This is a genomic window from Billgrantia aerodenitrificans (genome assembly GCF_021404405.1).
GTDB lineage: Bacteria > Pseudomonadota > Gammaproteobacteria > Pseudomonadales > Halomonadaceae > Halomonas > Halomonas aerodenitrificans.
On record NZ_JABFTV010000001.1, the window covers coordinates 316,823 to 342,295 of the forward strand.

Consider the following 25,473-nt stretch of genomic DNA (forward strand, 5'->3'; position numbering starts at 1 on the left):
GGAATGTTGACTCAAAGCCCGATTCGCGGGCTGGACATATCTGACGAAACAGGGAGGTGGCGAATGAGCGATACTCATAACCGTGCGAGTTCGGACGGCCGCGCAAGCTCGGAGGCAAGCGCGGGCAACGGAAGCGGTCAGCCGGGCATTGACCGTGAGGAGATTCGTCAGCAGGCAGCGGAAGTAGGCGATGAGCTGCGCGACGCAGCCCAGCAGCAGGCGGAGAGTCTGCTTGATCGCCAGAAAGCTGCAGCGGTCGATCAGGCGGAGAGATTCACGACGGTACTGCACAAGATGGCCGACGAGTTCGAGCGCCAGAAGCAACCCTATTTCTCGGGTTGTGTCAGTGAGCTGGCCAAGCGCTCCGACGCCTTTACCCGCAACCTGCGCGAGCGCGATCTGACGACCCTGCTGGAGCAGACCCGGGATTACGGCCGCCAGCATCCCGCCCTGTTCCTGGGTGGTGCGGTTGCGGCCGGCTTCATGCTTTCCCGCTTTCTGCGTAGCTCCAGCCAAGACGACATGCGCAGCCACTAGCCCTCGGGACAGCCCTCACTTCAGCCGAGTGAACAAGGGAGGCGACACCTCATGGATGCGGAAAACCCCATTGATGCAAAAAACAGGGTACGGACGGAGGAATCCTCGATCGGCGTTCTCTTCTCCAGCCTGGCACGGGAAGTGTCTGCGCTCGTGCGCAAGGAATCCGAGCTGGCCAAGGTGGAGATGAGCGAGAAGACCCATCAGGTCATGGGTGCCATCGCATCCATGGCCATTGCCGGGGCGGTACTGCTATGCGGCTTTCTGGTGCTGCTGGCCGCCGCGGTGTTCGGGCTCAATACCGTGCTCCCCCCTGAAACCACCCCGTGGCTCTCTGCGCTCATCGTGGGAGGGGTCGTGGTGGTGATCGGGCTCATCATGCTGCAGGCGGGGCGCAAGAAGCTCCAGCGAGAAAGCCTGATGCCGACCCGCACGCTGGCCAGCCTGCGGCGCGACAAGGCGCTGGCTCAGCAGCACGAGGAGACGGTCAAGGAGGAGCTGAAATGAGCCAGGACGGTCGGCGCCGTGCCGACGAGATCGAGAGCGAGATCCACCAGGCGCGGGCGCGTCTGGATGAGACCCTTCATCAACTCGAAGCGAGACTTTCTCCCGAGCAGCTTATGAACATGACCTACGATTATCTCCGTCGTGGCGGAGCCGAGCGGATCATCACCAGCCTTGTGCACCGCCTCAAGGAAACCCCTCTACCGGTGATGGTGACCGGTATAGGCCTTGGCTGGCTGGTGCTGGCCCAGCGCAAGGCACACGCGCATCACCACGAGGCATTACCGCGGCAGGGCGGCTACCCGGGCGCCACCTTGCCCAGTGCCTCGATGCCTGGCACCTCGATGGCGTCATACGACGGTCGCGAAACCGTCAGCGGGGCCGGTACCACCACCCTGGGGCACGATCCGGCGGCGCTAGGAGCTACGCCTCAGCACGGCACCGAGGCCCATGACAACGGCAGCGGTATGACACGCAAGGCACAGCATATGGCCGAGAGCATGCGTGAGCGGGCTGAGCACGCCGGCGGCCGGGTCAAGGAGCGTATGCATCATATGAACGACCAGATGCGTGAACGTGCCGCTCATCTCGACGAGCAGCGCCACGCCGCCATGGACGCCGCCTCGTACCGTGCGCGCGAGGCCGGCAGCCAGACCATCCACTTCGTGCAGGAGCATCCGCTGGTGGCGGGGGCACTGGGGGTGGCCGTCGGTGCGGTGCTGGGCAGTCTGTTCGCGCCGACACGGGTCGAGAACCGCCATCTGGGCGAGCTGCGCGACCGGGCGGTGCAGCGTGCCGAAGAGGCCGGTCATGAGCAGGCCGAGCGGGCCCAGGAGAAGCTGCACGAAGGCGTGGACCGGGTGAAGGAAGAGATTCGCGAGCGCGCGCAGGATGCGTCCCAGAGCCAGGCAAGCCACTCCTCGAACGCAGCCAGCTACTCCTCGAACGCAGCCAGCTACGTGGAGAATCCTTCCAGCGAAGAGCGTTTCTCCAAGGCGGGTTCATCGGCCAAGGGTGGCACCGATACCCAACAGGGCGAGGCAACGAAGAAGGGCGGAAATACTCCTCCCGCCAAAGGGAGCTGAAGCTCCACCAGTTAAGGCAGCACAGCAGTCAGGCAGACAGTGCCTTGCCGCGCCACCCCCGGTGGGGGTAGCGCGGCTTTTTTCCGCTCAGGCGTCGATCTCGGCGTTGTGGAAGACGTTCTGCACGTCGTCCAGGTCGTTGAGGGCGTCGACCAGCTTCTCGAACATGGCCACGTCGTCACCTGAGAGGGTGGTGGTGGTCTGCGGCACGAACTGGATCTCGTCGGTCTCGAAATCCAGCTCACCGAAGGCATCGATCAGCGCCTGCTTGGCCTTGGCGTACTCGGTATGCGGGGCGAAGACGGTGATGTGGCCTTCCTCATTCTCGATGTCGGTGACGTCGACATCGGCTTCCATGAGGGCCTCTAGCGCCGCTTCTTCGTCGTCGCCGGGGTAGGCGAGGATGGCGCAGTGGTCGAACATGTGGCTGACGCTGCCCGGCGTACCGAGCTTGCTCTTGGCCTTGTTGAAGCAGGCGCGTACGTCGCCGAAGGTGCGGTTGGGGTTGTCGGTCAGGCAGTCGACGATGACCATGCAGTTGCCCGGGCCGAAGCCCTCGTAGCGTGCCGGCGAGTAATCTTCGCCGCCCACGCCGCTGGCTTTGTCCAGCGCCTTCTCGATCACGTGGCTGGGGACCTGATCTTTCTTGGCGCGCTCCATCAGGCCGCGCAGCGTCAGGTTGCCGTTGGGGTCGGTGCCGCCCTGCTTGGCGCAGACATAGATCTCGCGTCCGTACTTGCTGTACACCTTGGTCTTGGCGGCGGCCGTCTTGGCCATGGATTCCTTGCGGTTCTGAAAGGCCCTGCCCATAGCGTTATCCTGTCGAATCGGGTACGAGGCTGGATTTTACGAAACCGGCCCGGCAGGGAACAGCCCTATTTGGCCTTCGTGGCTCGGGTGTGATGCGAATCATGTCTACACTGTCGACATTGCACCCTTGGCGGAGGCGCTCTCATGGACCACCTGCAGTACCGTCATGCCCTGGCCGCACAGCGCGAGGCCAGCGAACTGGCCTTTGCCGACAGCGAGTTCGAGTCCCGGCAGACCCGTGTACGCAGCGCCATGGGCGAGGCCGGCCTGGATGCGCTGCTGCTGACGGACCCGTCCGATATCTACTACCTGACCGGCTACAACACCTTCGAGGTATCGGTGCACGCCTGCCTCGTCTGCTCGCCCGAGCGGCTGTCGCTGCAGGTGCCTTCCATCGAGACCGGGCCGGCGGTCGTCACTGCGCGGGTCGACGAACTGCTGGGTTACCGCTGGGAGGGTATCGGGGAGGTGATCGAACCGCTGGTCGACACCCTGGCGCCGTTTCGCGCCATCGGCCTGGACCTGTACGGGGCAGGGCTGCGGCACGGCGTGCTGCGTGAACTCCTGGCGCGGCTGGGCGCCGAGCGTTTCCGCGATAACGGCGGTGAGCTGCTCGACCGCATTCGTATCGTCAAGAGCGAAGCGGAGCTCGGCTGCCTGCGCGAAAGCGCCCGTATCACCTCGCTGGGGCTGAAGGCGGCTGCCCGGGTCGCCGCCATCGGCATGCTGGATGGCGATGTGGCGGCCGAGGGCGCACGCGCCATGCTAGCCGGCGGCAGCGAGTTCATGAGTATGCAGCCCATCGTCACCGTCGGGCCTCGCAGCAGCGTGATTCACCTGAACCATCAGCGCCATCGTATCGCCCCCGGCGAGCCGGTCTTCATGGAGTTCGGCGCCGCTTACCGGCGCTATACCGCACCGATGATGAAGACACTCGTCGCGGGCACGCCCAGCCAGGAGATGCTAATGACGGCAGAGATCTGTCGTGACCTGTTCGAGGCGCTAAGGGGGAAGATGCGCCCCGGCAGTACGTTCGACGATGCCGCGCGGGCCGCCGCAGAGGTGCTTGCGCCTCACGCCGAGCGGGTCTTCTTCTCGGGAGTCTTCGGTTACGCCGTGGGGGCGCAGTTTCCACCTAGCTGGGTGGAGGGTAGCGGCTATATCGCGCTCGGCCAGCAGCGCGAGTTCGAGGCCGACATGGTGTTCCATCTGCCGCTGTGCCTGCGCATACCCGGCCAGTGGGGCATCGGCCTCAGCGACACCGTACGCGTCACGTCGCAGGGGGCCGAGCCCCTGACCGACAACGACTGGCAGCTCGAGAGCGGTGTGCTCTGAACGGGAGAGGCGCTGGACGAGCGCTATACTCAAGGAGGCACACGGCGAGCCAGTCGTTTGGTGTTTCGCCGATGAATGCCTCAACCGAGCGAAGGAGGACGCCATGACTCAGACCGTAACGGCGACCTATCAGGACCTGATGAAGGCAGCGAATGCCTACGACGAGTTGATTGCGGAGGGCTTCCCGCGGGAAAAGCTCTATTTCGACAAGGAGGCCAGCCAGATCAAGGTCATCGTGCCGGACGACTCCAAGCCCGAAGCGGAAAAGATTCTCAGCCGCCATCAGCCGGACGACCTCTGGGCTCGCCCCTACGAAGCCCATTGAGCACTGAGCTGGATGCGCCGGGCCGGCCAGGCGACTCTCGGCGAGCTGATTCTCAGCGGTGGGCTTGGTCCTTGGCCTGGTCATCCAGCTCGCTGGCCCGGCGATACGCAGGGCGGCAGCTGACCCGCGCCCAGTAGTCGGCAAAGGCAGGGCAGGGACCCAGGCCGCCGTATTTCAGCCCCCAGCCGATATGCGCGCCGAGGTAGACGTCTGCGGCGGTGAATTGGGGGCCGGCAATGTACTCGTGCTCACTGACGGCGATCTCCAGCGTGTCCAGCACGGCTTCGATACTGCCGTAACCGACCCGGCCCTGCTGCTCGATATTGGGTTCCATGCCCAGGTCGCGATCCGTCATGGCGGCCTCTAGCGGCCCGGCGGCAAAGAACAGCCAGCGGTAGTAGGGGCCGCGTTCGGCCAGCGGCGGCGCCAGGCCCGCTTCCGGGAAAGCATCGGCCAGGTAGGCGCAGATGGCGGCGCACTCGGTCACGACCGTTTCGCCGTGACGTATGGCCGGGACCTTGCCCATGGGATTGATGGCCAGAAAAGCGGGCGACTTCATGGCGGGACCGAATTCGACGATTTCCGTACGATAAGGCGCACCGATCTCCTCCAGCATCCAGCGGGCAATGCGCCCCCGCGATACGGGATTGGTGTAGAGGATGAGGGTATCCGACATGGCAGCGCTCTCCTTGGGCTCTCCCCAAGATAGCAGTTAGCCGAGTTAATGTAAGCGGACGGTTAAACGCAAGCTTAGACGGGATCGAGCAGGCGCGGCCCGGCACCCTCCTCGGCCAGTTCGTCTTCGGGATTGCGCAGCGGACACTCATCCATCGACAGGCAGCCGCAGCCAATGCAGTGGTCGAGCTGGTCGCGCAGTTGGGTGAGCCGCACGATCCTGTCGTCGAGCGCCTGGCGCCAGCTCGCCGATAGCTTTTGCCAGTCGGCGGCGGTCGGCGCGCGGGATTCCGGCAGTGCCTCGAAGGCGGCGCGAATCTCGCCCAGGGTGATGCCGGTGCGCTGAGCGACCTTGATGATTGCCACGCGGCGCAATACGTCGCGCGAGAAGCGTCGCTGGTTGCCTGCGTTGCGTCGGCTTCTGATCAACCCCTTGGCTTCGTAGAAATGAATGGCGGAAACGGCCAGCCCGCTGCGCTGGGCGACCTCTCCGACGCTGAGTTCGCGATGCAGCAGCGCGGGACCCTTTCGTTTGCCCGAGGTCTTTCGGGGTGTGCTCGAAACATCGCAGGGGGTGGAGTCGCTCATCGTCGCAGTGCCTCGTCAGTTATTTCTTTTAAAATAATTTATCAGCTTCATTGATATAAATGATCAGGAAGTTTGATTGTGCATTCTTCCGCGATGCTCGTATGGTTTTCGCTTCCTTTTTTCGTCGTGTGGACCATCAAGACTTCACGAAACTCTTGACCTCAATCTAAGTTTAGGTTTTAGCCTGCTTCCTGTCATTGGATCGAACTCTGCTTGATACAAAGTTTTCTTAAGCATTCTTGACGATGGAGTTGTCATGTTCCGTTACTTCGAGAGATTGGTGAACCCCTACCCTTCAGGGCAGGCCGGTACCCCACCCCAGGGACTGTTCAAGTTCATCCTGCACTTCTCGCGTCCGGTATTGCCGTTGCTGCTGGCCATGTCGCTGGTCACTGCCATGGTTTCGGCGGCCGAGGTGGTGTTCTTCGGTTATATGGGTGAGCTGGTGGATTGGCTGGCCAATGCCGAGCGCGAAGGTTTCTTCGCCGAGTACGGCTGGCGCCTGGCGGGCATGGCGGCGCTGGTAGTGCTGGGCTTTCCGCTGCTGGTGCTGCTGCAGTCGCTGCTCTCGCACCAGGGCATCTTTGGCAATTACCCGATGCTCGGTCGCTGGCTGGCGCACCGTCACATGCTGAGCCAGAGCCTGGCCTTCTACCAGGACGAGTTCGCCGGTCGCGTATCGCAGAAGGTGATGCAGACGGCGCTGGCGATCCGCGAGACGGTCACCAAACTGCTGGGCCTGATGGTCTACGTGCTGGTCTACTTCATCGGTGCCATGTGGCTGATGGGCGGTGCCGAACCCTGGCTGATGCTGCCGCTGGTGGCGTGGCTGGTGGGCTACGGCACGATCATGTGGGTCTTCGTGCCGCGGCTGCGCCGGGTCTCCATGGAGCAGGCTGACGCCCGTGCACGCATGACCGGACGTATCGTCGACAGCTACAGCAACATCCAGACCATCAAGCTATTCGCCGATACCCAGCGCGAGCAGGCCTACGCCCGCGACGCCATGGAGAAGTTCATGGTCACGGTGCATCGGCAGATGCGCCTGGCCACGCTGCTCTCCGTGTCCCTGACGGTACTCAACTCCCTGCTGCTGGCCAGCGTGGCTGCCATTGCCATCGGTGCCTGGTATTTCCAGGCCATGTCACTCGGCGCCATTGCTGTGGCCATCGCCCTGGTCATGCGCATTCGCTTCATGTCCGACTGGATCATGTGGGAGGTGGCGGGGCTGTTCGAGAACATCGGTACGGTGCAGGACGGTATCAACACCATCGCCCGTGAGCCTACGGTGAAGGATCTGCCCGGCGCGGCGGTGCTCAGCGTGCCCCGCGGCGAGATCCGCTTCGAAGCGCTGCGCTTCGGCTACGACCGGCCCGACGGCGCGCAGGCCCGCGTCTTCGACGGCATGAGCCTGACCGTGGCGCCGGGCGAGAAGGTCGGGCTGATCGGCCGCTCCGGCGCCGGCAAGTCGACCCTGGCCAACCTGCTGCTGCGCTTCTACGACCTGGAAAGTGGACGCATCTTGATCGACGGACAGGACATCGCCGAGGTCAGCCAGGAGTCGCTGCGGCGCAAGATCGGCATGGTGACCCAGGATACCTCGCTGCTGCACCGCTCGGTGCGCGACAACATCCGCTACGGCAGCCCCGAGGCGACCGACGAGCAGGTGCTGGAAGCCGTACGCCGGGCCCATGCAGAGTTCATCTTCGAGCTGGTCGACCACAAGGGGCGGCGCGGCCTGGATGCCCACGTCGGCGAGCGCGGCGTAAAGCTCTCCGGCGGCCAGCGCCAGCGCATCGCCATCGCCCGGGTGCTGCTCAAGAATGCGCCGATCCTGGTGCTCGACGAGGCCACCTCGGCGCTCGATTCCGAAGTCGAGGCGGCCATTCAGGAGCAGCTCGACACCCTGATGGTGGGCAAGACGGTCATCGCCATCGCGCACCGACTGTCGACCATCGCCATGCTCGATCGACTCATCGTCATCGACGAGGGACGCATCGTCGAGAGCGGTACCCATCGGGAGCTGCTGGCGCTCGATGGCCTCTACGCCTCGCTGTGGCGGCGCCAGTCCGGCGGTTTCCTGGGGCTGGACACCGAAGAGAGCGAGCGGCAGGAAAGCCCGTTGAACGCGGAGTCGTGAGCCGGGCACAACCATAGGCAAAGAAGGAGGGGTGAACATGCAAGGCGTGGAACGAGAAGCCATCAACTCGCGGGGCGTGCCCAATACCCTGCAGTACGGCTTCAGCCAGGCGGTGATGGTCAAGGGTGGCTACCGTGTGCATCTCTCGGGGCAGGTGGGGGTCGACGCCCACGAGTGCCTGGTCGGCCCCGATCTGGAGGGGCAGACCTTTGCCGCACTGGACAACATCGAGGCGATTCTCGGCACGTTGGGCGGTGACCTGTCCCACGTGGTGATGCTGCGCATCTATATCGCCGAGCCCGCCCGCTACGACCAGGAAGGAGTGGTACAGGCACTGCGCTCGCGCTTTCCCAAGTCGCCACCGGCCTCTTCCTGGGTGATCGTCAGCGGTCTTTCCGAACCGGAATGGCTGATCGAGATAGAGGCCGAGGCGGTGCTGCCGGAACTGCCCTGAAGCGATACCGGAAGCTGCCTGAGCCAGACGCTATGCCAGCGCTTGTTCCTCTTTCACCGGTGCGGTGTGGGCAGGCGGCTGCCAGGCATCCTCGGCTGGCTCCATGGTGATACGCATGCGCTCGACCACGAAATCGACGAAGGTGCGCACCTTGGGCGAGACCAGGCTGCCGCCGGGGAAGACGGCGTTGAGCTCGACCTCGGGGCCCTCCCAGCCTTCGAGAATACGCCGCGGGCGGCGCGACTCGGGGCTCATGCAAGTGACGAACTCGTTGGCCAGCATGATGCCCTGGCCGTCCTCGAGCATGCCGCGCAGGGCGAAGGGGTCGTTGGCGATGGCGATGGGGTCGACCTCCACCTCCACGGCTTGCTGGCTCTCGCTGTGGTGCAGCTGCCAGACGTAGCGTTGGCCGCGCTGCTCCATGGCCTTGGCCAGCACGGGGTGGGCGGCCAGCTCCGCCGGCTCGCGGGGCTCGCCATGCCGCGCGAGGTAGGCCTCGCTGGCATAGACGTAGGAGTGAAAGCGGGCCAGGCGGCGCGCCACCAGGCTGGAGTCGGGCAGAGAACCGACCCGTAGCGCGACGTCGATCTGGTTGGCGACCAGATCCAGGCGCTCGTTGGAGAGCACCAGCTCGATGCGCACCTGGGGATAGAGCTGCCGGAAGTCCCGCACCAGGATCGAGGTGAACTCGGTGCACATGGTGAAGGGCGCGGTGACCCTGAGCCAGCCGCGGGGGCTCTCTTCGAGATGGTGCACCGCTTTTTCCGCCTCGCCCAGGTCGCGGGCGATGCGGTTGCAGTAATCGAAGTAGATGGCACCCGCCTCGGTCAGGCTCAGGTTGCGGGTGGTGCGGTGCAGCAGCCGAGCGCCAAGACGCCGCTCCAGGTCCTGCACCTTGCGGCTCACCGTGGTCTTGCCAAGACGAAGCTGTTTAGCGGCGGAGCTGAAGCTGCCCTGTTCCACGACCTTGGCAAAGATCAGGGCGTCGTTGAGGTCTTGCAGCATGGTCGTATTCCTGTGCCGTGCGCAGTGCCTGAAGAACCCCGTTTCAGGGTAAGCACCGTGTCAGGGGAAATACTGTAGAAGGGCAAGAACGGTTGCACGGAGACTGTCCCGCCAAAGGGACAGTATTTCCCTGCTGGGCCGACTAATCAAGTGCCAGGTAACACTATAAGGTGGGGGTTTGCGAAGTTTGCCGTCGATTAATCACGCCACCGAACGACATTAATAAGTCAGAAAAGACAGAGGCAAAGAACTAGCGGCAAGGAATAGAGGCCAGGCTGAGTAAAGGAAGCGCTGAACAAATCGACGAGCGAGATGAAGCGCAAGGCGCACGGAGCACAGTACCGAGCGAAGCGACAAACAGCCGTAGGCTGGCCCCGAAGGGGCGAGAAGCCGCAGGCTGCGAGTCAACCGGAGCATATGGGGTATATGTGAGGATTCCGACGGTCCGACGCTTCGGCACCGCGCAACGCAGTGATTCGCTCGCGCAGGCATTTGTGCAGTGTTTCCTAAACGGCATGGCGAACTTCGCGTTGCTCAATGGGAGAGGGAGTATCAATGAACGTCCACAAGATGTTCGAGAGTCGAGGGAGCCGGCGCCTGCTCATGGCTACCGCCATGCTTGCCGGGGTCGTCGTGCTGACAGGATGCGAGAGCCAGGCCGACACCCAGGCCGGTGCCGAACAAGGGCCACCGCCGCCCCAGGTCAGCGTGGCTCAGGTGTTGGTCGAAGACGTGGAGTTGTGGGACGCCTTCACCGGCCGTATCGAGGCGGTGGAGACGGTGGACCTGCGACCGCGCGTGTCCGGCTACATTGAGAGCGTCAACTATACCGAGGGTGAGAAGGTCGAGAAGGGCGACGTGCTGTTCGTCATCGACCCGCGTCCCTACCGAGCTGAGCTGGAGCGGGCCGAGGCCGAGCTGCAGCGAGCCCGAGCCCGTGCCGAACTGGCACGCAGCGAAGCCGCCCGGGCCGAGGCACTGTCTCAGAGCCGCTCGATCTCCCGCGAGGAGCTGGACCAGCGGCGTGCGGCGGCGGCCACCGCCGAGGCCGACATTCTCGCCGCTCAAGCCATTGCCGAGACGGCCCGGCTCAACATGGAGTTCACAGAAGTGCGTGCGCCTATCTCCGGGCGTGCCGGCAGGGCGCTGGTCACCTCGGGCAATCTGGTTTCCGAAGCCACGCCGCTGACCAGCATCGTCGCCCTGGATCGGGTCCACGTGCACTTCCACAGCGACGAGCGGGCCTACCTGCACTACGACGCCCTGGCGCGCAACGGCGGGCAGTTCAGCCTGCGCGACGGCGGCGTTCCGGTGCGTGTGGGTCTGGCCAGCGACGAGGACTACCCCTACCGCGGCGAGGTCGACTTCATCGACAACCGTCTCGATGCCGACACCGGCACCATCCTGACCCGTGCCGTGCTCGACAACGGCGAGGGGCGCTTTGCTCCCGGCATGTATGCCCGCGTTCAGCTACTGGCGGGCAGCGCTGAGGGAACTCTGCTGATCGACGACAAGGCAGTGCTCACCGACCAGGACCGCAAGTACGTCTATGTGGTCGACGAGGGCCGAGCCATGCGTCGCGACGTGCAGCTCGGGCGCATGGTCGACGGCCTGCGGGTGGTGACGACGGGTCTCGAGCCCAGCGACCAAGTGGTGGTGAACGGTGCCCAGCGGATCTTCTTCCCGGGCATGCCGGTGGCGGCGGAAAGCGTCGACATGCGCGGCTCAGGCGCGGCATCCGGCGAGTACGCTGCCGTGCGCTGAGCCGATCACCGCCCAGCACGACTCCAGATAACCATAACCCCTGACTTGTACGGGGCGGACCGCGCGTCCGTCCCGTAAGGGAGTCTTGTCATGAATTTTGCCAAGTTCTTCGTCGACCGACCGATCTTCGCCGCGGTGCTGTCGATCCTGATCTTCATCGCCGGTGCGATCACCATCCCGCTGCTGCCAGTCAGCGAATACCCCGACGTGGTGCCGCCGACGGTGCAGGTGCGGGCGGTTTATCCCGGCGCCAACCCCAGCGAGATCGCCGACACCGTGGCCACGCCACTTGAGGAGGCCATCACCGGTGTGGAGAACCTGATGTACATGAAGTCGGTGGCCGGCTCCGACGGGGTGCTGGCGCTGACGCTGACCTTCCGTCCCGGCACCGACCCGGACGAGGCCCAGGTGCAGGTGCAGAACCGGGTCAGCCAGGCCTTGGCGCGGCTGCCCGAGGCGGTGCGCCGCCAGGGCGTGACCACCGACAAGCAGTCGCCCGACCTGACCATGGTGCCGCAGCTGATCTCGCCGGACGGGCGCTACGACAGCACCTACCTGCGCAACTACGCAGCGCTGCACGTGCGTGACGAGCTTGCGCGGCTCGAGGGGGTGGGCCAGGCAATGCTGTTCGGTGCCGGGGACTACGCCATGCGGGTGTGGATCGACCCCGACCGCGCCGCCGCCCGCGGGCTCACCGCCGGCGACATCATCGCCGCGATCCGCGAGCAGAACGTGCAGGTCTCGGCCGGCCAGCTCGGTGCGCCGCCGACGCCGCAGTCGTCCGACTTCCTGGTTTCAATCAACGCCCAGGGGCGTCTGACCACTGAGGAGGAGTTCGGCAACATCGTGGTCAGAGCGGGTAGCGGTGGCCAGATCACCTACCTCTCCGACGTCGCACGTGTCGAACTCGGCGCCGCCGAGTATTCACTGCGGGCGCTGCTCGACAACCAGCAGGCGGTGGCCATCGGTATCTTCCAGGCACCGGGCTCCAATGCCATCGCGCTCTCCGACGCGGTGCGCGACAAGATGGAGGAGCTCTCCCAGCGCTTCCCCGAAGGGGTGGAGTACACCATCGTCTACGACCCCACGGTGTTCGTGCGCGACTCGATCCAGTCGGTGATCAAGACCCTGCTGGAAGCGGTGCTGCTGGTGGTGCTGGTGGTCACGCTGTTCCTGCAGACCTGGCGCGCCTCGGTGATCCCGCTGCTGGCGGTGCCGGTGTCGATCGTCGGCACCTTCGCCGTGCTCTATCTGCTCGGCTTCTCGATCAATACCCTGACCCTGTTCGGCCTGGTGCTGGCCATCGGCATCGTGGTCGACGACGCCATCGTGGTGGTGGAGAACGTCGAGCGCAACATCGAGGAGGGGCTCGCGCCGCTGGCGGCAGCCCACCAGGCCATGCGCGAGGTGAGCGGGCCGATCATCGCCATCTCGGTGGTGCTGTGCGCGGTGTTCATCCCGATGGCCTTCCTCGAGGGCGTCACCGGCCAATTCTATCGCCAGTTCGCGGTGACCATCGCCATCTCCACGGTAATCTCGGCGATCAACTCGCTGACGCTGTCGCCGGCGCTAGCGGCGCTGCTGCTCAAGCCCCACGACGCGCCCAAGGACCGCCTATCGCGGCTGATCGACTTCCTGTTCGGCTGGGTGTTCCGTCCCTTCAACCGCTTCTTCAACGCCAGCTCCAAGGGCTACCAGGGCGGCGTGGCGCGCAGCCTGCGTCGACGCGGCGCGGTATTCGCCGTCTACGCGCTGCTGCTGGCGGGTACCGGGGTGATGTTCCAGATGGTGCCGGGCGGCTTCATCCCCACCCAGGACAAGATGTACCTGATCGGCGGCGCCAAGCTGCCCGAGGGCGCATCCCTCGACCGCACCGAAGCGGTGATCCGGCGCATGACAGAGCTGGCGCTCGAAACTGAAGGGGTGACCTCGGCGGTGGCGTTTCCCGGGCTCAACCCGCTGCAGTTCACCAACACGCCCAACACCGGCACGGTGTTCTTCGGCCTCGACCCCTTCGAGTCGCGCTCGCGCAGCGCCAACGAGATCGTCGCCGAGCTCAACGGCAAGTTCGGTGCCATGCAGGAGGCGTTCAGCTTCGCCTTTACCCCGCCGGCTATTCTCGGCATCGGTTCGGGCTCGGGCTTCTCGCTGTTCGTGCAGGACCGCGCCGGGCTCGGCTACGGTGAGCTGCAGCAGGCGGTGGATGGCTTCAGCGGCGCGCTGATGCAGGCGCCGGGCATGGGCTATCCGATCACTTCCTACCAGTCCAACGTGCCGCAGCTCGACCTGCATGTCGATCGGGTCAAGGCCAAGACCCAGGGCGTGGCGCTGACCGACCTGTTCGAGACCCTGCAGGTCTACCTCGGCTCGGTCTACGTCAACGACTTCAACCGCTTCGGGCGTACCTGGCAGGTGATGGCCCAGGCCGACGGCGACTTCCGTATGGACGTGGCCAACATCGAGCGCCTGCGCACCCGCAACGAGCATGGCGAGATGGTGCCCATCGGCAGCATGATCCGGGTCGACCGCACCTTCGGCCCCGACCCGGTGATCCGCTACAACGGCTACCCGGCGGCGGACTTGATGGGCGAGGCCGACCCGCGGGTGTTGTCGTCGAGCCAGGCCATCCAGGTGGTGGAGCAGCTCGCCGCGGGAGTGCTGCCGGCGGGCATGGCATTCGAGTGGACCGACCTGAGCTATCAGCAGGTCAACCAGGGCGGGGCGGCGCTGATCGTGTTCCCGCTGGCCATCCTGCTGGTGTTCCTGGCGCTGGCCGCGCTCTACGAGAGCTGGACGCTCCCGCTGGCGGTGATCCTGATCGTGCCGATGTGCATGCTCTCGGCGCTGATCGGCGTGAAGCTCACCGGCGGCGACAACAACATCTTCGTCCAGGTGGGGCTGGTGGTGTTGATCGGCCTGGCGTGCAAGAACGCCATCCTGATCGTCGAGTTCGCCCGCGAGCTGGAGATGCAGGGCCGCGGCATCGTCGAGGCCGCGCTGGAGGCGTGCCGCCTGCGCCTGCGCCCGATCATCATGACCTCGATCACCTTCACCGCGGCGGTGGTGCCGCTGATGCTGGCCGGTGGTGCCGGCGCCGAGGTGCGCCAGGCGCTGGGCACGGCGGTGTTCGCCGGCATGCTCGGCGTGACCCTGTTCGGCCTGTTCCTGACCCCGGTGTTCTACGTCGCCCTGCGCAAGCTGGTCTCGCGCGGGCAGGCCGAACCCCGTGACGCACAGCCCGTGGAGGGCGCCTACCATGCCTGATCTGGCCAAACCGATGAGAGCCCTGCGCAACCTGATGCCGTTGCCGCTCGCCCTGGCGCTGGCCGCCTGTGCGGTGGGGCCCGACTACCGCGCGCCGACGCTGGCCGAGCCCGCCGCCCTGGCGCGCGCTGAGGCTGAGCTCGTCACTCCCGAGGCGGTCGAGCGCGAGTTCTGGCGCGGCTTCGACGACCCGCTGCTGAGCGAGCTGGTCGAGGAGGCCTTCGACGCCAACCACGACCTGCGCATCGCCCTGGCGCGTCACGACCGCAGCCTGGCACTGCTGCGCCAGTCGCGCCGGGACCTGGCGCCCAGCGTCACCGCCCAGGGCGGCGCCTCGCACCAGCGTGCCAGCGCCGACCAGATGCCCCAGGCGACGCGCTCCCAGCGCGACTTCGAAAGCTACGACGCCAGTGTCGCCGCGCTGTGGGAGCTCGACTTCTTCGGCCGCGTGCGGCGCGCCGTGGAGGCCCAGCAGGCCGAAGCAGAGGCCTCGGGCGCCGATGTGCGCGCCATGCAGGTGGTGGTGGTCGGCGAGCTGGTCGATCAGTACATGCGCCTGCGTGGGCTGCAGGAGCAACTGCGTGTGGCCGAGGCCAACGCCGATTACCAGCGGGAATCGCTGGCCTTGGTCGACGCGCGGCTGGAGGCAGGGCGCGGCACCGAGTTCGACAGCGTGCGCGCTCGGGCGCAGCTCGAAAGCACGCTGTCGCGGATTCCGGCCATTGAAGGCGAGATCGCCGCCATCACTCATCGCCTGGCGGTGCTGACCGGGCGCGAGCCCGGCGCGCTGATCGCCCGGCTGGAGGCGCCGGCACCGCTGCCGGCGCTACACCAGCGAGTGGCGGTGGGCCTGCCCGGCGAGCTGCTGCGCCGCCGTCCCGATATCGCAGCCGCCGAGCGGCGCCTGCACGCCGCCACCGCCAGCATCGGCGTGGCCACGGCCGATCTTTACCCGCGCTTCACTCTGAGCGGTCTGCTCGGCACCCAGGCCGCCAGCACAGGCGATCTGTTCGGCCGCGACAGCCAGACCCGACTGGTGGCGCTGGGGGTGGACTGGTCGTTCCTCGATAGCGGCCGGGTGCGGGCGCGCATGGCTGCCGCCGATGCCGACGCCGAGGCCAACCTGGCGCGCTACGAGCAGGCCGTGCTGCTGGCGCTGGAGGAGGCCGAGACGGCGCTTGCCCGCTATGCCCAGTCGCTGCGCGAGCGTGAGCATCTGGCGGCCGCCGCCGAGGCCAGCGCAGAGGCGGCCCGTCAGGCGCGGGTGCGCTTCGAGGTCGGCGTGATCGACTTCCTCGAAGTGATCGACAGCGAGCGTTCACGACTCGAGGCCGAGGACGGCCTGGCCCAGAGCAACGTGCGTGCCGCCACCGCCCTGGTGGGGCTCTACCGCGCCCTGGCCGGCGGCTGGGAAGAGCGCATGGACGCGCCGCGCCAAGCGAATGCCGAACCGGCGCTGACCTCCACTTGAGAGGGCGAGTCGCTGGCTTGCCCGCCTGACGACCAGCCGGCATGGCGCCATGCGCCGTGCCGGCTCCATCTATCCCACGTTCGGTGGTACGTCCCCCAGTAAGCACTCGCTGACCCGGCACTGGCGGTAGCACGATGTCTTCCCCCATTTTCTGCTATGCTGCTCGCCTTCCTTTAGACGAAGCCCGGCATTGGCAGGGGCCTTCGCCATTCATTCTCGCAGGTCCATTTCCGTGTCCGACTCTCCCAACGACGGGGCCTTTGCCTCGCTGCCGCTGGCGCCACAGTTGCTGGCCAATCTCGATTCGCTCGGCTACCACGCCATGACGCCGATCCAGGCCGCGAGCCTGCCGCCGGTGCTGGCCGGTCGCGACGTGATCGCCCAGGCCAGGACCGGCTCGGGCAAGACCGCAGCATTCGGCCTGGGGCTGCTGTCGCGCCTCGATGTCTCGCGCTTTCAGGTTCAGGCGCTGGTGCTCTGTCCGACTCGCGAGCTGGCCGACCAGGTGGCCGGCGAGATCCGGCGGCTAGCGCGCACGCTGCCTAACGTCAAGGTGCTGACCCTGTGCGGCGGCGCTCCCTTCGGCCCGCAGCTGGCCTCGCTGGCCCATGGCGCTCATGTGGTGGTGGGCACGCCCGGTCGTATAGAAGAGCACCTGCGCAAGGGCTCGCTCGATCTCGCTGCGCTCGACGTGCTGGTGCTGGACGAGGCCGATCGCATGCTCGACATGGGCTTTCAGCCCAGCCTGGAGGCGATCGTCGGCGCGACGCCGGCCAGCCGCCAGACCCTGCTGTTCAGCGCTACCTTCAGCGATGAGGTGAGGGGCATCGCCCAGGGGCTGATGCGCGAGCCGGCCGAGGTGGCGGTGGCCGAGAGCCATGATGACAGCACCATTCGCCAGCGCGTCTACCGGGTGGCCGACGAGGCAGAGCGCTTCGCTGCCCTGCGCGGACTGCTGCTGCAGCACCGGCCGCGCTCCAGCGTGGTGTTCTGCAACACCCGGCGCGAGGCCCAGGAGCTTGCCGATGCCCTCTCCGAGGCGGGCTTCAGCGCCCTGGCGCTGCACGGCGACCTGGAGCAGCGCGATCGCGACCGCATCCTGGTACTGTTCGCCAACCACAGCGTCTCCATCCTGGTGGCTACCGACGTGGCGGCCCGGGGGCTGGATATCGCCGCGCTGGATGCGGTATTCAATTACCAGATCGCGCGTGACCTCGAAGTCCACGTGCATCGCGTCGGGCGTACCGGTCGCGCCGGCGGCTCCGGCATCGCCTGCACCCTGGTCAGCGAGAGCGAGGCCTATCGCCTCGAGCGGCTCAACGAGTTTCTCGGCGAAGCGCTGGAAGAAGCGCCACTGCCGCCGCGCAGCGTGCTGGCGCGGGAGCCCTTTCTGCCGGAGATGGCCACGCTGCAGCTCGATGGTGGCAAGAAGCAGAAGGTGCGCCCCGGCGATATTCTCGGCGCCTTGACCGGCGAGGGTGGCATCGAGGGGGCTCAAGTAGGCAAGATCAAGGTGCTGGAGCGTAGCGCCTACGTGGCGGTGCGGCGCGAGGTTGCCAAGGCGGCGCTGGCCCAGCTCGGCACAGGCAAGCTCAAGGGACGCTCGTTTCGCGCCCGGCGTGTCAGCCGCTGATTGCCGCTTTGAACAGTAGGAGGATAGGTGAAGGTACCTAAACGATTGCAGCCGCTGATCGACGACGGCTTGATCGACGCAGTCGAGAGTCAGCTGATGAGCGGCAAGGAAGCCCAGGTCTTCGTGGTGATTTCCCACGGCGAGCGCCGCTGCGCCAAGGTCTTCAAGGAGGCCAAGCAGCGCAGCTTCAAGCAGGCGGTGCAGTACCAGGAGGGGCGTCGCGAACGCAACAGTCGTCGCTCGCGGGCCATGGCCAAGAAGACCCGCTACGGCCAGAAGGAGCAGGAGCAGGCCTGGCTCAACGCCGAGGTTGATGCCCTCTACCGGCTGGCGGCGGCCGATGTGCGGGTGCCGCAGCCCTATGGCTTCATCGACGGCGTGCTGCTGATGGAGATGATCAGCGATGCCGAGGGCCTGACCGCCCCGCGCCTGGACGACGTGACCCTGAGCCCCGAGCAGGCCCGGGAGTACTACGCCAAGATCCTGCGCGACGTGGTCAAGATGCTGTGCGCCGGTCTGGTGCACGGCGACCTTTCCGAATTCAACGTGCTACTGGCCACCGACGGGCCGGTGATCATCGACCTGCCCCAGGCGGTGGACGCCGCCGGTAACAACAGCGCCGAGTGGATGTTCGAGCGCGACGTCGACAACATGCGCCGCTACTTCGGCCGCTTTGCCCCGGAGCTGCTGGCCACCGACTACGGCAAGGAGATCTGGGCGCTCTACGAAGCCGGCGAGCTGCACCCGGAGAGCCAGCTCACGGGTTGCTTCGAGCATGACACCAGCACCGTGGACGTCGGCGAGCTGATGACCGTGATCGACGATGTGCGCGAGGAGGAGGCGTACCGCCAGGGGATGCGCAACCGCGGCGACGAGCCCGGCGTGGAGGAGGCCGCCGAGGAGTGGCAGGAGTCCCAGCGGGAGCGTTGAACCGAATTGGAGTACCCTTCGAATCATCTCCAATAACCGAGCGAGGATCGCCATGTCGTTGCTTAAAGCGCTGCCCATCCATTCCGGACGCTTGCTTGCAATTGCCTTGGCCCTGCTGCTGGCAGGCTGCCAGATGCAGCCACCGGAGCCACCCGACGAGGACAAGGCGGCTATCGACCGCATGCTGGTATTGATCGACGAGCGACTCGACGTGGCCCCACTGGTAGCCCAGTCCAAGTGGAACAGCGGCGCGCCCATCGAGGCGCCGGAGCGCGAGGCGCAGATTCTCGATCAGGTGGCAGAGGATGCCGAGGCGGCTGGCGTCGACGATGCCTTCGCCCGGCGCTTCTTCGACAAGCAGTTCGAGGCCAGCAAGCAGGTTCAGCGGCGCCTGCACCACCAATGGCTGCAGGAGGGGCGCTCCACCTTCGCCGACCCGCCCGATCTCGCCGAAGAGGTGCGCCCGGTGCTCGACCGCCTGACGCCCCAGCTGATCGAAGCGCTGGCCGACATGCAGCGCATCGCCGAGGTGGAGGGGGCGGGGCGCTACCTCGAGCAGCGCGCCGCCGAATTGATCCAGGACGACTTCGATGGCGAACCGCGTGATGTGGCGATCGCGCCGCTGAGAGAGCGCTTCGCGCCATAGCGGCCAGTTTTCGCGCCATGGCGAACCCCTACAGCTGCCAGGCGCGGGGGTGCTCGGCCTTGAGCACCCCCCGTTCGTCCCAGTCGTCCCAGCCGGCGAAGGGGATCGCTGCCTCGCCGTCGAGGCCTTCCAGCCGCCGCGCCCAAGCGGCCTTCTCCGTTTCCAGGCGTTCACGGAACGCCGCCTCGTCCTGGTAGCTCAGCCCACCGCCCTGCACCCCATAGGTGACCTGAGGTGGCAGCACGCTGACGCCCAGATAGTAGAGCGAATAGTGAATCGGCCACAGTAGCGCCACGATATGGCCGCTGCGCCCATGGCGGGTGAAGGTCGGCGTCGGGGCGCCGGTGGTCACCGAAAGCATGACCTTCTTTTCGGGAAAACGGCCGCGGTCGTAGCGCATGCGGCCGCTATAGAGCCCGCCGTAGACGAACACCCGGTCGAACCAGCCCTTGAGCATGGCCGGCTGGGCGTGCCACCACAGCGGAAACTGCAGGATCACCAGGTCGGCGCGCTCCAGACGTTGGATCTCACGCTTCACGTCGGCGGGCAAAAAGCCCCCCTCGAAGGCGTGGCGCTGCTCGGTGAGGGGCAGGAACGTCTCGGGCTCGGCCCGTTCGACGTAGTGGCATGGCCGCTCCAGCGGATCGAAGCCTTCGGCGTAGAGATCCGAAACCTCGACACTGTAGCCTTGCCGTTGCAGGATCTCGACGGCGACGTCCTTCAGGGCGCCGTTGAACGAGCGCGGTTCGGGGTGGCAGAACACGATCAGGGCATGCATCTTGGGTCTCCGCTTCGCTGGCCTACGTGATGCGTGCCTTCAGACTATTCTGTACGCTGACGAACCGACATTCCCAAAAAATGACAATCGACTTTGCATGATTGAACAGTCGCTGCACTGGGACGACCTGCGCGTGGTGCAGGCCATCGCCGAGGCGGGCTCGCTGTCCGGCGCCGGACGGCGGTTGGGGGCCAGTCACGCCACGGTGTTCCGCCGCCTGAATGCCATCGAGCGGCGCCTGGGCGTGGCGCTGTTCGAACGCTCGCGCACGGGTTACGCACCGACCCCGGCGGGGGAGGACCTGGCGGCAACCGCTGCCCGTGTGGAAACCGAGGTGCTGGGCGCCGAGCGGCGTGTGGTGGGGCGTGACCTGCGCCTCTCCGGCACCATTCGCGTGACCACCACCGATACGCTATTGATGGGGCTGCTGTCGCCGATCTTCGCCGGCTTCCAGCACACCCACCCCGAAATCGTGCTCGAAGTGGCGGTCTCCAACCAACTGTTCAACCTCTCCCAGCGCGACGCCGACGTGGCGGTGCGGCCCTCGCCCACGCCACCCGAGCACCTGGTGGGGCGGCGGGTCGGCACCATCGCCCAGGCCGTTTACGCCCGTACCGATGGCGCCGCCGATGCCTGGGTCGGGCCGGACCGTCACCTGGGCTATGCTGCACTCGACGCCTGGATGGCCGGGCAGGGAGCCAACCAGCGCTGCCGTTATCGCGTCGACACCATGTTCGGCATGCTGGCCGCCACCCGCGACGGCCTCGGCCGCGCCGTGCTGCCCTGCTATCTCGCCGATGCCGAACCGGCTCTTACGCGACTCGGCGAGCCGATTCCCGAGCTCGCCACCGACCTGTGGCTGCTGACCCACCCCGATCTGCGCCGGGTGGCGCGCATTCGCGCCTTCATGGCTTACCTCGCCGAGGCGTTGAGCGCCTGTGCACCTCGCCTGGAGGGCCAGCCCGGGCGGCCGGCTCACTCCTCGGGCAGGGCATAGGCCATCACGCTGTCGCCAAGGCTGGTTTCGGCCTGAAAGGCGCCGCCTGCGGCGATCACCACGTACTGACGCCCCTCGTGCATGTAGGTCATCGGCGTCGCCTGGCCGCCTGCTGGCAGGCGCGCCTCCCACAGCATGTCGCCGGTGGTGTTGTTGAAGGCGCGAATGTAGTCGTCCATGGTGGCGCCGATGAAGGTTACGCCGCCGGCGGTGGTGACCGGCCCCGCGCTGGTGGGCGCGCCAACGGTCATCTTGAGTCGCGCGGGGATGCCCCAGGGGCCCTGGTCGAAGCTGGTGCCGATCGGTCGGGACCACACCAGTTCACCGCTGGCGAGATCGGTGGCGCTGAGAAAGCCCCAGGGCGGTGCGGCGCAGGGCATATCCAGCGGCGATAGCCAGGCGCCACGCTGCGCCGCCACCGGGGCGCCGAGCATGGGCTGTGCTTCCTGATCGATATAGCTGGCATCCTCTTCGCCGATGGGGGCGATATTCTCCATCTCGTCGGCTTCCTCGCGTGGGTAGAGCACCACCCGTGACGGCATGCGGTTGTTGTTGACGATCATCAGACCGTTATCGAGATCGAAGGCGGCGCTACCCCAGTTGATGCCACCGAGAATGCCCGGGAACTGCAGCATGCCGCCGGCATGGTCGAGGGTCGGTGGAGTGAACATGCCTTCGTAGCGCATGCGCTCGAACTGAATCCGGCAGTAGAGGTGGTCGATGGGGGTGGCCCCCCAGGCGTGGGCGCCGGTGAAGTGCTCCACTTCCTGGCCGGGTATCGAGCCGAAGTTGGGCATGCTCGGCGAGAAGCGCTGCACCTCGGCGGTCCAGTCGCCCTCGATGGCGCCCTGGGGTACCGGCCGCTCCTCAATGGGTAGCAGGGGCTCGCCGGTTTCCCGGTCGAAGACGAACACCTGGCCATACTTGGTCGCCTGTACCACGGCGGGACGGGGCCCGTCGTCGGTAGGGAAGTCGATCAGCGCGGGCTGGGCGCCGAGGTCGTAGTCCCACAGATCGTGGAGCACCGTGGTGAACTTCCAGCGCACTTCACCGCTGTCGGCCTCCACCGCGACTAGCGTCGAGGTGAACTCATCCTCCTCGGGGCTGCGGTCGCCGCCATACTGGTCGTTGGTGGGGTTGCCGGTGGGCAGGTAGACCAGGCCCAGCTCCTCGTCTGCGGAGATCGCCGTCCATACGTTGGGCGTGCCGCGAGGGTAGAGCTCTCCTTCAGGTGGCTGTTGGTCCGGGGTGGTCCATACCGAGTCCCAGGTCCACTGCCACTCTCCGGTGATGGCGTCGTAGGCGCGTACGGCACCGGAAGGGGCGTCGCGGCGCTGGTTGTCGGTGACCTGATGGCCCACCACCACGATTCCGTTCACCACGATCGGCCCCGAGGTGTTGGAGAGCAGTCCCAACGCTTGAGGGTCCATGCGGTCGTTGAGATCCACCGTGCCGTTGTCGCCGAAGCTGTTGCACAGCGAGCCGTCTTCGGCGTTCAGTGCCATCAGGCGGCCGTCCAGCGTGCCCAACAGCAGGCGACGAGGGCACTCCTCGACAGGCTCGGGGGCCTCGAAGTAAGCCACCGAGCGGCAGGTGGTAGAGAAAACGTGCTCCTGGGCTTCTACCGCCACTTCAGGGTCGAAGTGCCACTGCTGCTCGCCGGTGCCTGGATCGAGAGCGAAGACCTGATTGCTTTGGGTGCAGACGTAAAGGCTGTTGCCGATCTTCAACGGCGTATTCTGGAAGGCGTAGGGGGCGGCATCGCTGGGCGGTTCGTCGCCGGTATTGAACTCCCAGGCCACCTCCAACTGATCGGCATTGTGCGGTGTGATCCGGTCGGCCGGCGAGAAGCGCTGGGCCAGGTTGGTGCCGCCGTAGGCAACCCAGTCGGTGTCGTCCGGGCCCCCCTGCTGAGGGATCTCCTCGGCGGCCACCGTGGTGGGTGCATCTGGGCCCGAGTCGAAGATGAGCCACAGCACCGCCCCGGCGTAGCCGGCCATGATCAGCACGCCTAGCAGGGGGCCGGCGTAGGGCAGGGCGGGCTGATAGTAACCGCGGCGATACAACACGGGCAGGAGTAACAGGGCGACAGCCAGCAACCCAGCCATGAGACCGGTACGCGCCATCAGGTCGATGTGCCAGACCGGCATCCAGCCCTTCATGGCAATTTCCCACAGCGACCAGAGAAACGTACCCGCTACGGTAGCGGCATAGACCCACACCCCCGCAGGCAAACCCAGCTTGAGCATGACGGCAGCCACCAGCGTGCCGATGCCGGCCAGGAGAAAGTAGAACGTTCCGCCGAGATAGATCAGGTAGGCGCCACCCAGCGACATGGCCAGGCCGAGCAGCAGCAGAACGATGGCGAAAACGGTGACGGCCCAGCCGGCCGCTCCTCGTGAGGTATGCACATCCATGGCGTTACCCGTGGTCAAGGGCGAGAAGGTAGGCCCGATTGAGGGGCTCGCTTAAAGCTAGGCTACATCGAGGGTGGGTGCCATGAATGCAGCCCAACGGATCGGGTTGCATTTGCCATACAGCATTGCTGTTATGTTATAACATTTCTATTTCGTTAGCATGCAAGGGGAATCCAATGGAACGCCAACGATACGCTTGGCTGGGCGGGAGCCTGGCCTGCCTCCTCGCCTGGTCGCCGGCCTGGGCCGAGGCAGCGGAAACCGGACAGCCGCGGGTCGGCTCGCTCTCGCCGCTGGTGGTCACCGCCACCCGTAGCGAAATTCGCCGCGAAGAGGCGCCGAGCGGCTACTCCGAAGTCACCCGCGAGGACATCGAGCGCCAGCCGGCCACCACCTTGGCGGAACTGCTGCGCGACGTGCCGGGGCTTGCCATCGACAACGAGCAGGACGGTCGCAGTCAGATCCGCGTGCGCGGCTTCAATCCGGGGCAGACGCTGATCCTGGTCAACGGCCGGCGCCTCAATAACACCGATGAGCTGGTCGGCCACAGCGATTTCCGCATGGCGCAGATTCCCACCGCCGCTATCGACCGCATCGAGGTGGTGCGCGGGCCCACCTCGTCGCTCTACGGCGCCGATGCCCTGGGGGGCGTGATCAACGTCATCGTGCGGCCGCCCGAGGACACCTGGACCGGCAGGGTGCAGTCACGCCTGGGCAGCGTGCACCCGCGCAGCGGCGGCAGCGAGCGCAACCTGGCCGTGCATGCGGCGGGCCCGCTGAGCGAACGGGTCGGCGCCATGCTGAGCCTGGACTACCTCGACCGCGATGGCGTGCTCAACCCCGACCAGCCGGGAATAGATGAGATCGAGGGACGCGAGGCGCTCTCTGGCATGGGCAGCCTGTTCTTCCGCCCCGGTGAGGGGCACGAGGTCGAGCTGTTCTTTCACGGCAGCGACGATGAGCGGCGCGCCCGGCGGGGCGATGCCGACACTCGCGAACTCGACATCTGGCGCTACAGCACCGGGGCCCGCTATCAGTTCGATGCGCCGACCTGGACCGCCCGAGTGGACGCCTACCGCTCGCGCAGCGACTCCGAGGCGCTGCATCTCGATCGTCGCGACCAGCACACCGACGACATCGTCGACGCCAGCGCGACCTACTACTGGGGCACGGGCCAGGAGCTGACGGTGGGCGCCGATCACCGTCGCGAGCACTTCTCGCGCGACCGTGAGGGCGAGCGCGAACACGACGACACCGTCAACCATCGCGGCGTGCTGGTGCAGAACCGCGGCCACTTCCTCGACGACCGACTGGTGCTGACCCTGGGCACCCGCTACGACGATCACACCCGTTACACCGGCGAGGTGAGCCCGCGTGCCGGTGCAGTCTACGCACTCACGCCAAGCACCCGGCTCAAGGCCGACTACGGCCGCGGCTTCAGCGCCCCCGACCTGCGCCGTTCGGCGGCGGATTACGACTTCACCTTCGCCACCCGGCCGCTGCGCATCATCGGTAATCCCGATCTCGAACCCGAACGCAGCGACAGCTACAGCCTGGCGCTGGAGCACGAGACCGAGCGGCATCGCGCTGCCATCACCCTGTTCCGCAACGACATTAAGGACCTGATCGACCTGCGCTGCATCGAGTTCTGCGAACCCGGTAGCCGTCCGCCCGGTGAGGACGAGCTGCGCACCTACATCAACGTCGACCGTGCGCGCACCCAGGGCGTGGAGCTGGAGCTTGGCCGTCAATTCGACGACGGCAGCCTGCTGCGGGCCAACTACACCTACCTCAACGCGCGCAATCGCGACACCGGCGAAACCCTGGAGAACCGTCCGCGGCAGCGCTTCAATCTGCTGGCCGAAACGCCGGTGTGGCAGGGGGCGGCAGCACACCTGCGCGGCGAGTACATCGGCTCCCAACGGCGCGGCGAGGTGCGTACCCGCGACTACACCCTGCTCCATGTGGGGATGCGCCAGTCGCTTGGTCATGGCCTGTCGCTTGCTGCCGGCATCGACAACCTGACAGATCAGCGCCTGGCGGAGGTGGACGACGCCTTCATCAACGAGATTCGTGGCCGTTTCTACCATGCCTCGCTGAACTGGGAGTTCTGAG

At 66.2% G+C, this 25,473-nt stretch carries 21 protein-coding genes; 15 read left to right on the forward strand and 6 right to left on the reverse strand.

The window, feature by feature from the left end; translation table 11 throughout:
* Positions 1-63 precede the first annotated feature (63 nt).
* The 3 genes from HOP59_RS01510 to HOP59_RS01520 are packed head-to-tail and all read left to right on the forward strand — an operon-like array spanning position 64 to position 2,126.
* Positions 64-537 (forward strand): hypothetical protein, encoded by a 474-nt coding sequence (locus HOP59_RS01510; protein ID WP_234252536.1) that lies wholly within the window; start codon positions 64-66, stop codon positions 535-537.
* Between the two features lie 51 nt (positions 538-588).
* Positions 589-1,044 carry a phage holin family protein gene (locus tag HOP59_RS01515; RefSeq protein WP_267965816.1) on the forward strand — a complete coding sequence of 152 codons (456 nt, stop codon included), beginning with the start codon at positions 589-591 and terminating at the stop codon, positions 1,042-1,044.
* A complete protein-coding gene (locus HOP59_RS01520; protein WP_234252538.1) occupies positions 1,041-2,126 on the forward strand; it encodes a DUF3618 domain-containing protein in 1,086 nt (361 codons plus the stop codon). Before HOP59_RS01515 ends, HOP59_RS01520 begins: the two co-directional genes overlap by 4 nt.
* Positions 2,127-2,213: 87 nt before the next feature.
* Here HOP59_RS01520 and HOP59_RS01525 read toward each other — a convergent pair whose 3' ends face one another.
* The gene (locus HOP59_RS01525) at positions 2,214-2,936 is read right to left on the reverse strand and encodes a YebC/PmpR family DNA-binding transcriptional regulator (protein ID WP_234252539.1); all 723 of its coding nucleotides are present in this window, start codon (positions 2,934-2,936) and stop codon (positions 2,214-2,216) included.
* Between the two features lie 144 nt (positions 2,937-3,080).
* Here HOP59_RS01525 and HOP59_RS01530 point away from each other — a divergent pair, with 144 nt between their 5' ends.
* The gene (locus HOP59_RS01530) at positions 3,081-4,271 is read left to right on the forward strand and encodes a M24 family metallopeptidase (RefSeq protein ID WP_234252540.1); all 1,191 of its coding nucleotides are present in this window, start codon (positions 3,081-3,083) and stop codon (positions 4,269-4,271) included.
* 103 nt (positions 4,272-4,374) lie between these two features.
* A complete protein-coding gene (locus HOP59_RS01535) occupies positions 4,375-4,596 on the forward strand; it encodes a hypothetical protein (protein WP_234252541.1) in 222 nt (73 codons plus the stop codon).
* 52 nt (positions 4,597-4,648) lie between these two features.
* Here the strand turns inward: HOP59_RS01535 and HOP59_RS01540 are convergent, their stop codons facing one another.
* Both HOP59_RS01540 and soxR read right to left on the reverse strand, forming a co-directional pair.
* Positions 4,649-5,272, reverse strand: coding sequence for a glutathione S-transferase family protein (locus tag HOP59_RS01540; RefSeq protein WP_234252542.1), 624 nt, complete (start codon positions 5,270-5,272; stop codon positions 4,649-4,651).
* A 74-nt stretch (positions 5,273-5,346) separates the two neighbouring features.
* Positions 5,347-5,859 carry a redox-sensitive transcriptional activator SoxR gene (gene soxR, locus HOP59_RS01545; protein ID WP_234252543.1) on the reverse strand — a complete coding sequence of 171 codons (513 nt, stop codon included), beginning with the start codon at positions 5,857-5,859 and terminating at the stop codon, positions 5,347-5,349.
* A 256-nt stretch (positions 5,860-6,115) separates the two neighbouring features.
* Here soxR and HOP59_RS01550 point away from each other — a divergent pair, with 256 nt between their 5' ends.
* Together HOP59_RS01550 and HOP59_RS01555 are read left to right on the forward strand one after the other, a co-directional pair.
* The gene (locus tag HOP59_RS01550; RefSeq protein ID WP_234252544.1) at positions 6,116-7,999 is read left to right on the forward strand and encodes an ABC transporter ATP-binding protein; all 1,884 of its coding nucleotides are present in this window, start codon (positions 6,116-6,118) and stop codon (positions 7,997-7,999) included.
* Between the two features lie 37 nt (positions 8,000-8,036).
* Positions 8,037-8,453: a RidA family protein gene (locus HOP59_RS01555; RefSeq protein WP_234252545.1), complete on the forward strand. Its 417-nt coding sequence runs from the start codon at positions 8,037-8,039 to the stop codon at positions 8,451-8,453.
* 30 nt (positions 8,454-8,483) lie between these two features.
* Here the strand turns inward: HOP59_RS01555 and HOP59_RS01560 are convergent, their stop codons facing one another.
* Positions 8,484-9,458: a LysR family transcriptional regulator gene (locus HOP59_RS01560; protein WP_234252546.1), complete on the reverse strand. Its 975-nt coding sequence runs from the start codon at positions 9,456-9,458 to the stop codon at positions 8,484-8,486.
* Positions 9,459-10,013: 555 nt separating this feature from the next.
* On the opposite strand from HOP59_RS01560, the gene HOP59_RS01565 reads away from it, so the two are divergent.
* The 6 genes from HOP59_RS01565 (at position 10,014) to aroQ (ending at position 19,166) form a co-directional block, all read left to right on the forward strand.
* On the forward strand, positions 10,014-11,222 hold the full coding sequence (locus HOP59_RS01565) for an efflux RND transporter periplasmic adaptor subunit (protein WP_234252547.1): 1,209 nt from the start codon (positions 10,014-10,016) through the stop codon (positions 11,220-11,222).
* A gap of 90 nt (positions 11,223-11,312) precedes the next feature.
* Positions 11,313-14,486 carry an efflux RND transporter permease subunit gene (locus tag HOP59_RS01570; RefSeq protein ID WP_234252548.1) on the forward strand — a complete coding sequence of 1,058 codons (3,174 nt, stop codon included), beginning with the start codon at positions 11,313-11,315 and terminating at the stop codon, positions 14,484-14,486.
* Positions 14,479-15,957: an efflux transporter outer membrane subunit gene (locus tag HOP59_RS01575; RefSeq protein ID WP_234252549.1), complete on the forward strand. Its 1,479-nt coding sequence runs from the start codon at positions 14,479-14,481 to the stop codon at positions 15,955-15,957. Before HOP59_RS01570 ends, HOP59_RS01575 begins: the two co-directional genes overlap by 8 nt.
* 232 nt (positions 15,958-16,189) lie before the next feature.
* The gene (gene dbpA / locus HOP59_RS01580) at positions 16,190-17,590 is read left to right on the forward strand and encodes an ATP-dependent RNA helicase DbpA (RefSeq protein WP_234252550.1); all 1,401 of its coding nucleotides are present in this window, start codon (positions 16,190-16,192) and stop codon (positions 17,588-17,590) included.
* Between the two features lie 27 nt (positions 17,591-17,617).
* Positions 17,618-18,520 (forward strand): PA4780 family RIO1-like protein kinase, encoded by a 903-nt coding sequence (locus HOP59_RS01585; RefSeq protein ID WP_234252551.1) that lies wholly within the window; start codon positions 17,618-17,620, stop codon positions 18,518-18,520.
* Between the two features lie 52 nt (positions 18,521-18,572).
* A complete protein-coding gene (aroQ, locus tag HOP59_RS01590) occupies positions 18,573-19,166 on the forward strand; it encodes a gamma subclass chorismate mutase AroQ (protein ID WP_234252552.1) in 594 nt (197 codons plus the stop codon).
* A gap of 28 nt (positions 19,167-19,194) precedes the next feature.
* On the opposite strand, the gene HOP59_RS01595 is transcribed toward aroQ, so the two are convergent.
* Entirely contained in the window at positions 19,195-19,944 is a 750-nt protein-coding gene (locus HOP59_RS01595; RefSeq protein ID WP_234252553.1) for an NAD(P)H-dependent oxidoreductase, read from the reverse strand.
* Between the two features lie 97 nt (positions 19,945-20,041).
* On the opposite strand from HOP59_RS01595, the gene HOP59_RS01600 reads away from it, so the two are divergent.
* Positions 20,042-20,941: a LysR family transcriptional regulator gene (locus HOP59_RS01600; RefSeq protein WP_234252554.1), complete on the forward strand. Its 900-nt coding sequence runs from the start codon at positions 20,042-20,044 to the stop codon at positions 20,939-20,941.
* On the opposite strand, the gene HOP59_RS01605 is transcribed toward HOP59_RS01600, so the two are convergent.
* Positions 20,920-23,358, reverse strand: coding sequence for a membrane-bound PQQ-dependent dehydrogenase, glucose/quinate/shikimate family (locus tag HOP59_RS01605; RefSeq protein ID WP_234252555.1), 2,439 nt, complete (start codon positions 23,356-23,358; stop codon positions 20,920-20,922). The two genes, HOP59_RS01600 and HOP59_RS01605, sit on opposite strands and share 22 nt — an antisense overlap.
* A 176-nt stretch (positions 23,359-23,534) precedes the next feature.
* Here HOP59_RS01605 and HOP59_RS01610 point away from each other — a divergent pair, with 176 nt between their 5' ends.
* Positions 23,535-25,472 (forward strand): TonB-dependent receptor plug domain-containing protein, encoded by a 1,938-nt coding sequence (locus tag HOP59_RS01610; protein ID WP_086511088.1) that lies wholly within the window; start codon positions 23,535-23,537, stop codon positions 25,470-25,472.
* The last annotated feature ends 1 nt before the right edge of the window (position 25,473 follow it).

Bases quoted from the DNA above. Each gene is read 5' to 3' on its own strand.
- HOP59_RS01605 (WP_234252555.1), bottom strand. From the start codon at position 23,358: ATGGATGTGCATACCTCACGAGGAGCGGCCGGCTGGGCCGTCACCGTT.
- HOP59_RS01530 (WP_234252540.1), top strand. From the start codon at position 3,081: ATGGACCACCTGCAGTACCGTCATGCCCTGGCCGCACAGCGCGAGGCC.
- HOP59_RS01610 (WP_086511088.1), top strand. From the start codon at position 23,535: ATGGAACGCCAACGATACGCTTGGCTGGGCGGGAGCCTGGCCTGCCTC.
- HOP59_RS01515 (WP_267965816.1), top strand. From the start codon at position 589: ATGGATGCGGAAAACCCCATTGATGCAAAAAACAGGGTACGGACGGAG.
- HOP59_RS01595 (WP_234252553.1), bottom strand. From the start codon at position 19,944: ATGCATGCCCTGATCGTGTTCTGCCACCCCGAACCGCGCTCGTTCAAC.
- HOP59_RS01570 (WP_234252548.1), top strand. From the start codon at position 11,313: ATGAATTTTGCCAAGTTCTTCGTCGACCGACCGATCTTCGCCGCGGTG.
- HOP59_RS01520 (WP_234252538.1), top strand. From the start codon at position 1,041: ATGAGCCAGGACGGTCGGCGCCGTGCCGACGAGATCGAGAGCGAGATC.
- HOP59_RS01510 (WP_234252536.1), top strand. From the start codon at position 64: ATGAGCGATACTCATAACCGTGCGAGTTCGGACGGCCGCGCAAGCTCG.
- HOP59_RS01540 (WP_234252542.1), bottom strand. From the start codon at position 5,272: ATGTCGGATACCCTCATCCTCTACACCAATCCCGTATCGCGGGGGCGC.
- HOP59_RS01550 (WP_234252544.1), top strand. From the start codon at position 6,116: ATGTTCCGTTACTTCGAGAGATTGGTGAACCCCTACCCTTCAGGGCAG.
- HOP59_RS01535 (WP_234252541.1), top strand. From the start codon at position 4,375: ATGACTCAGACCGTAACGGCGACCTATCAGGACCTGATGAAGGCAGCG.
- HOP59_RS01555 (WP_234252545.1), top strand. From the start codon at position 8,037: ATGCAAGGCGTGGAACGAGAAGCCATCAACTCGCGGGGCGTGCCCAAT.
- HOP59_RS01560 (WP_234252546.1), bottom strand. From the start codon at position 9,458: ATGCTGCAAGACCTCAACGACGCCCTGATCTTTGCCAAGGTCGTGGAA.
- HOP59_RS01575 (WP_234252549.1), top strand. From the start codon at position 14,479: ATGCCTGATCTGGCCAAACCGATGAGAGCCCTGCGCAACCTGATGCCG.
- aroQ (WP_234252552.1), top strand. From the start codon at position 18,573: ATGTCGTTGCTTAAAGCGCTGCCCATCCATTCCGGACGCTTGCTTGCA.
- HOP59_RS01525 (WP_234252539.1), bottom strand. From the start codon at position 2,936: ATGGGCAGGGCCTTTCAGAACCGCAAGGAATCCATGGCCAAGACGGCC.
- HOP59_RS01565 (WP_234252547.1), top strand. From the start codon at position 10,014: ATGAACGTCCACAAGATGTTCGAGAGTCGAGGGAGCCGGCGCCTGCTC.
- HOP59_RS01600 (WP_234252554.1), top strand. From the start codon at position 20,042: ATGATTGAACAGTCGCTGCACTGGGACGACCTGCGCGTGGTGCAGGCC.
- soxR (WP_234252543.1), bottom strand. From the start codon at position 5,859: ATGAGCGACTCCACCCCCTGCGATGTTTCGAGCACACCCCGAAAGACC.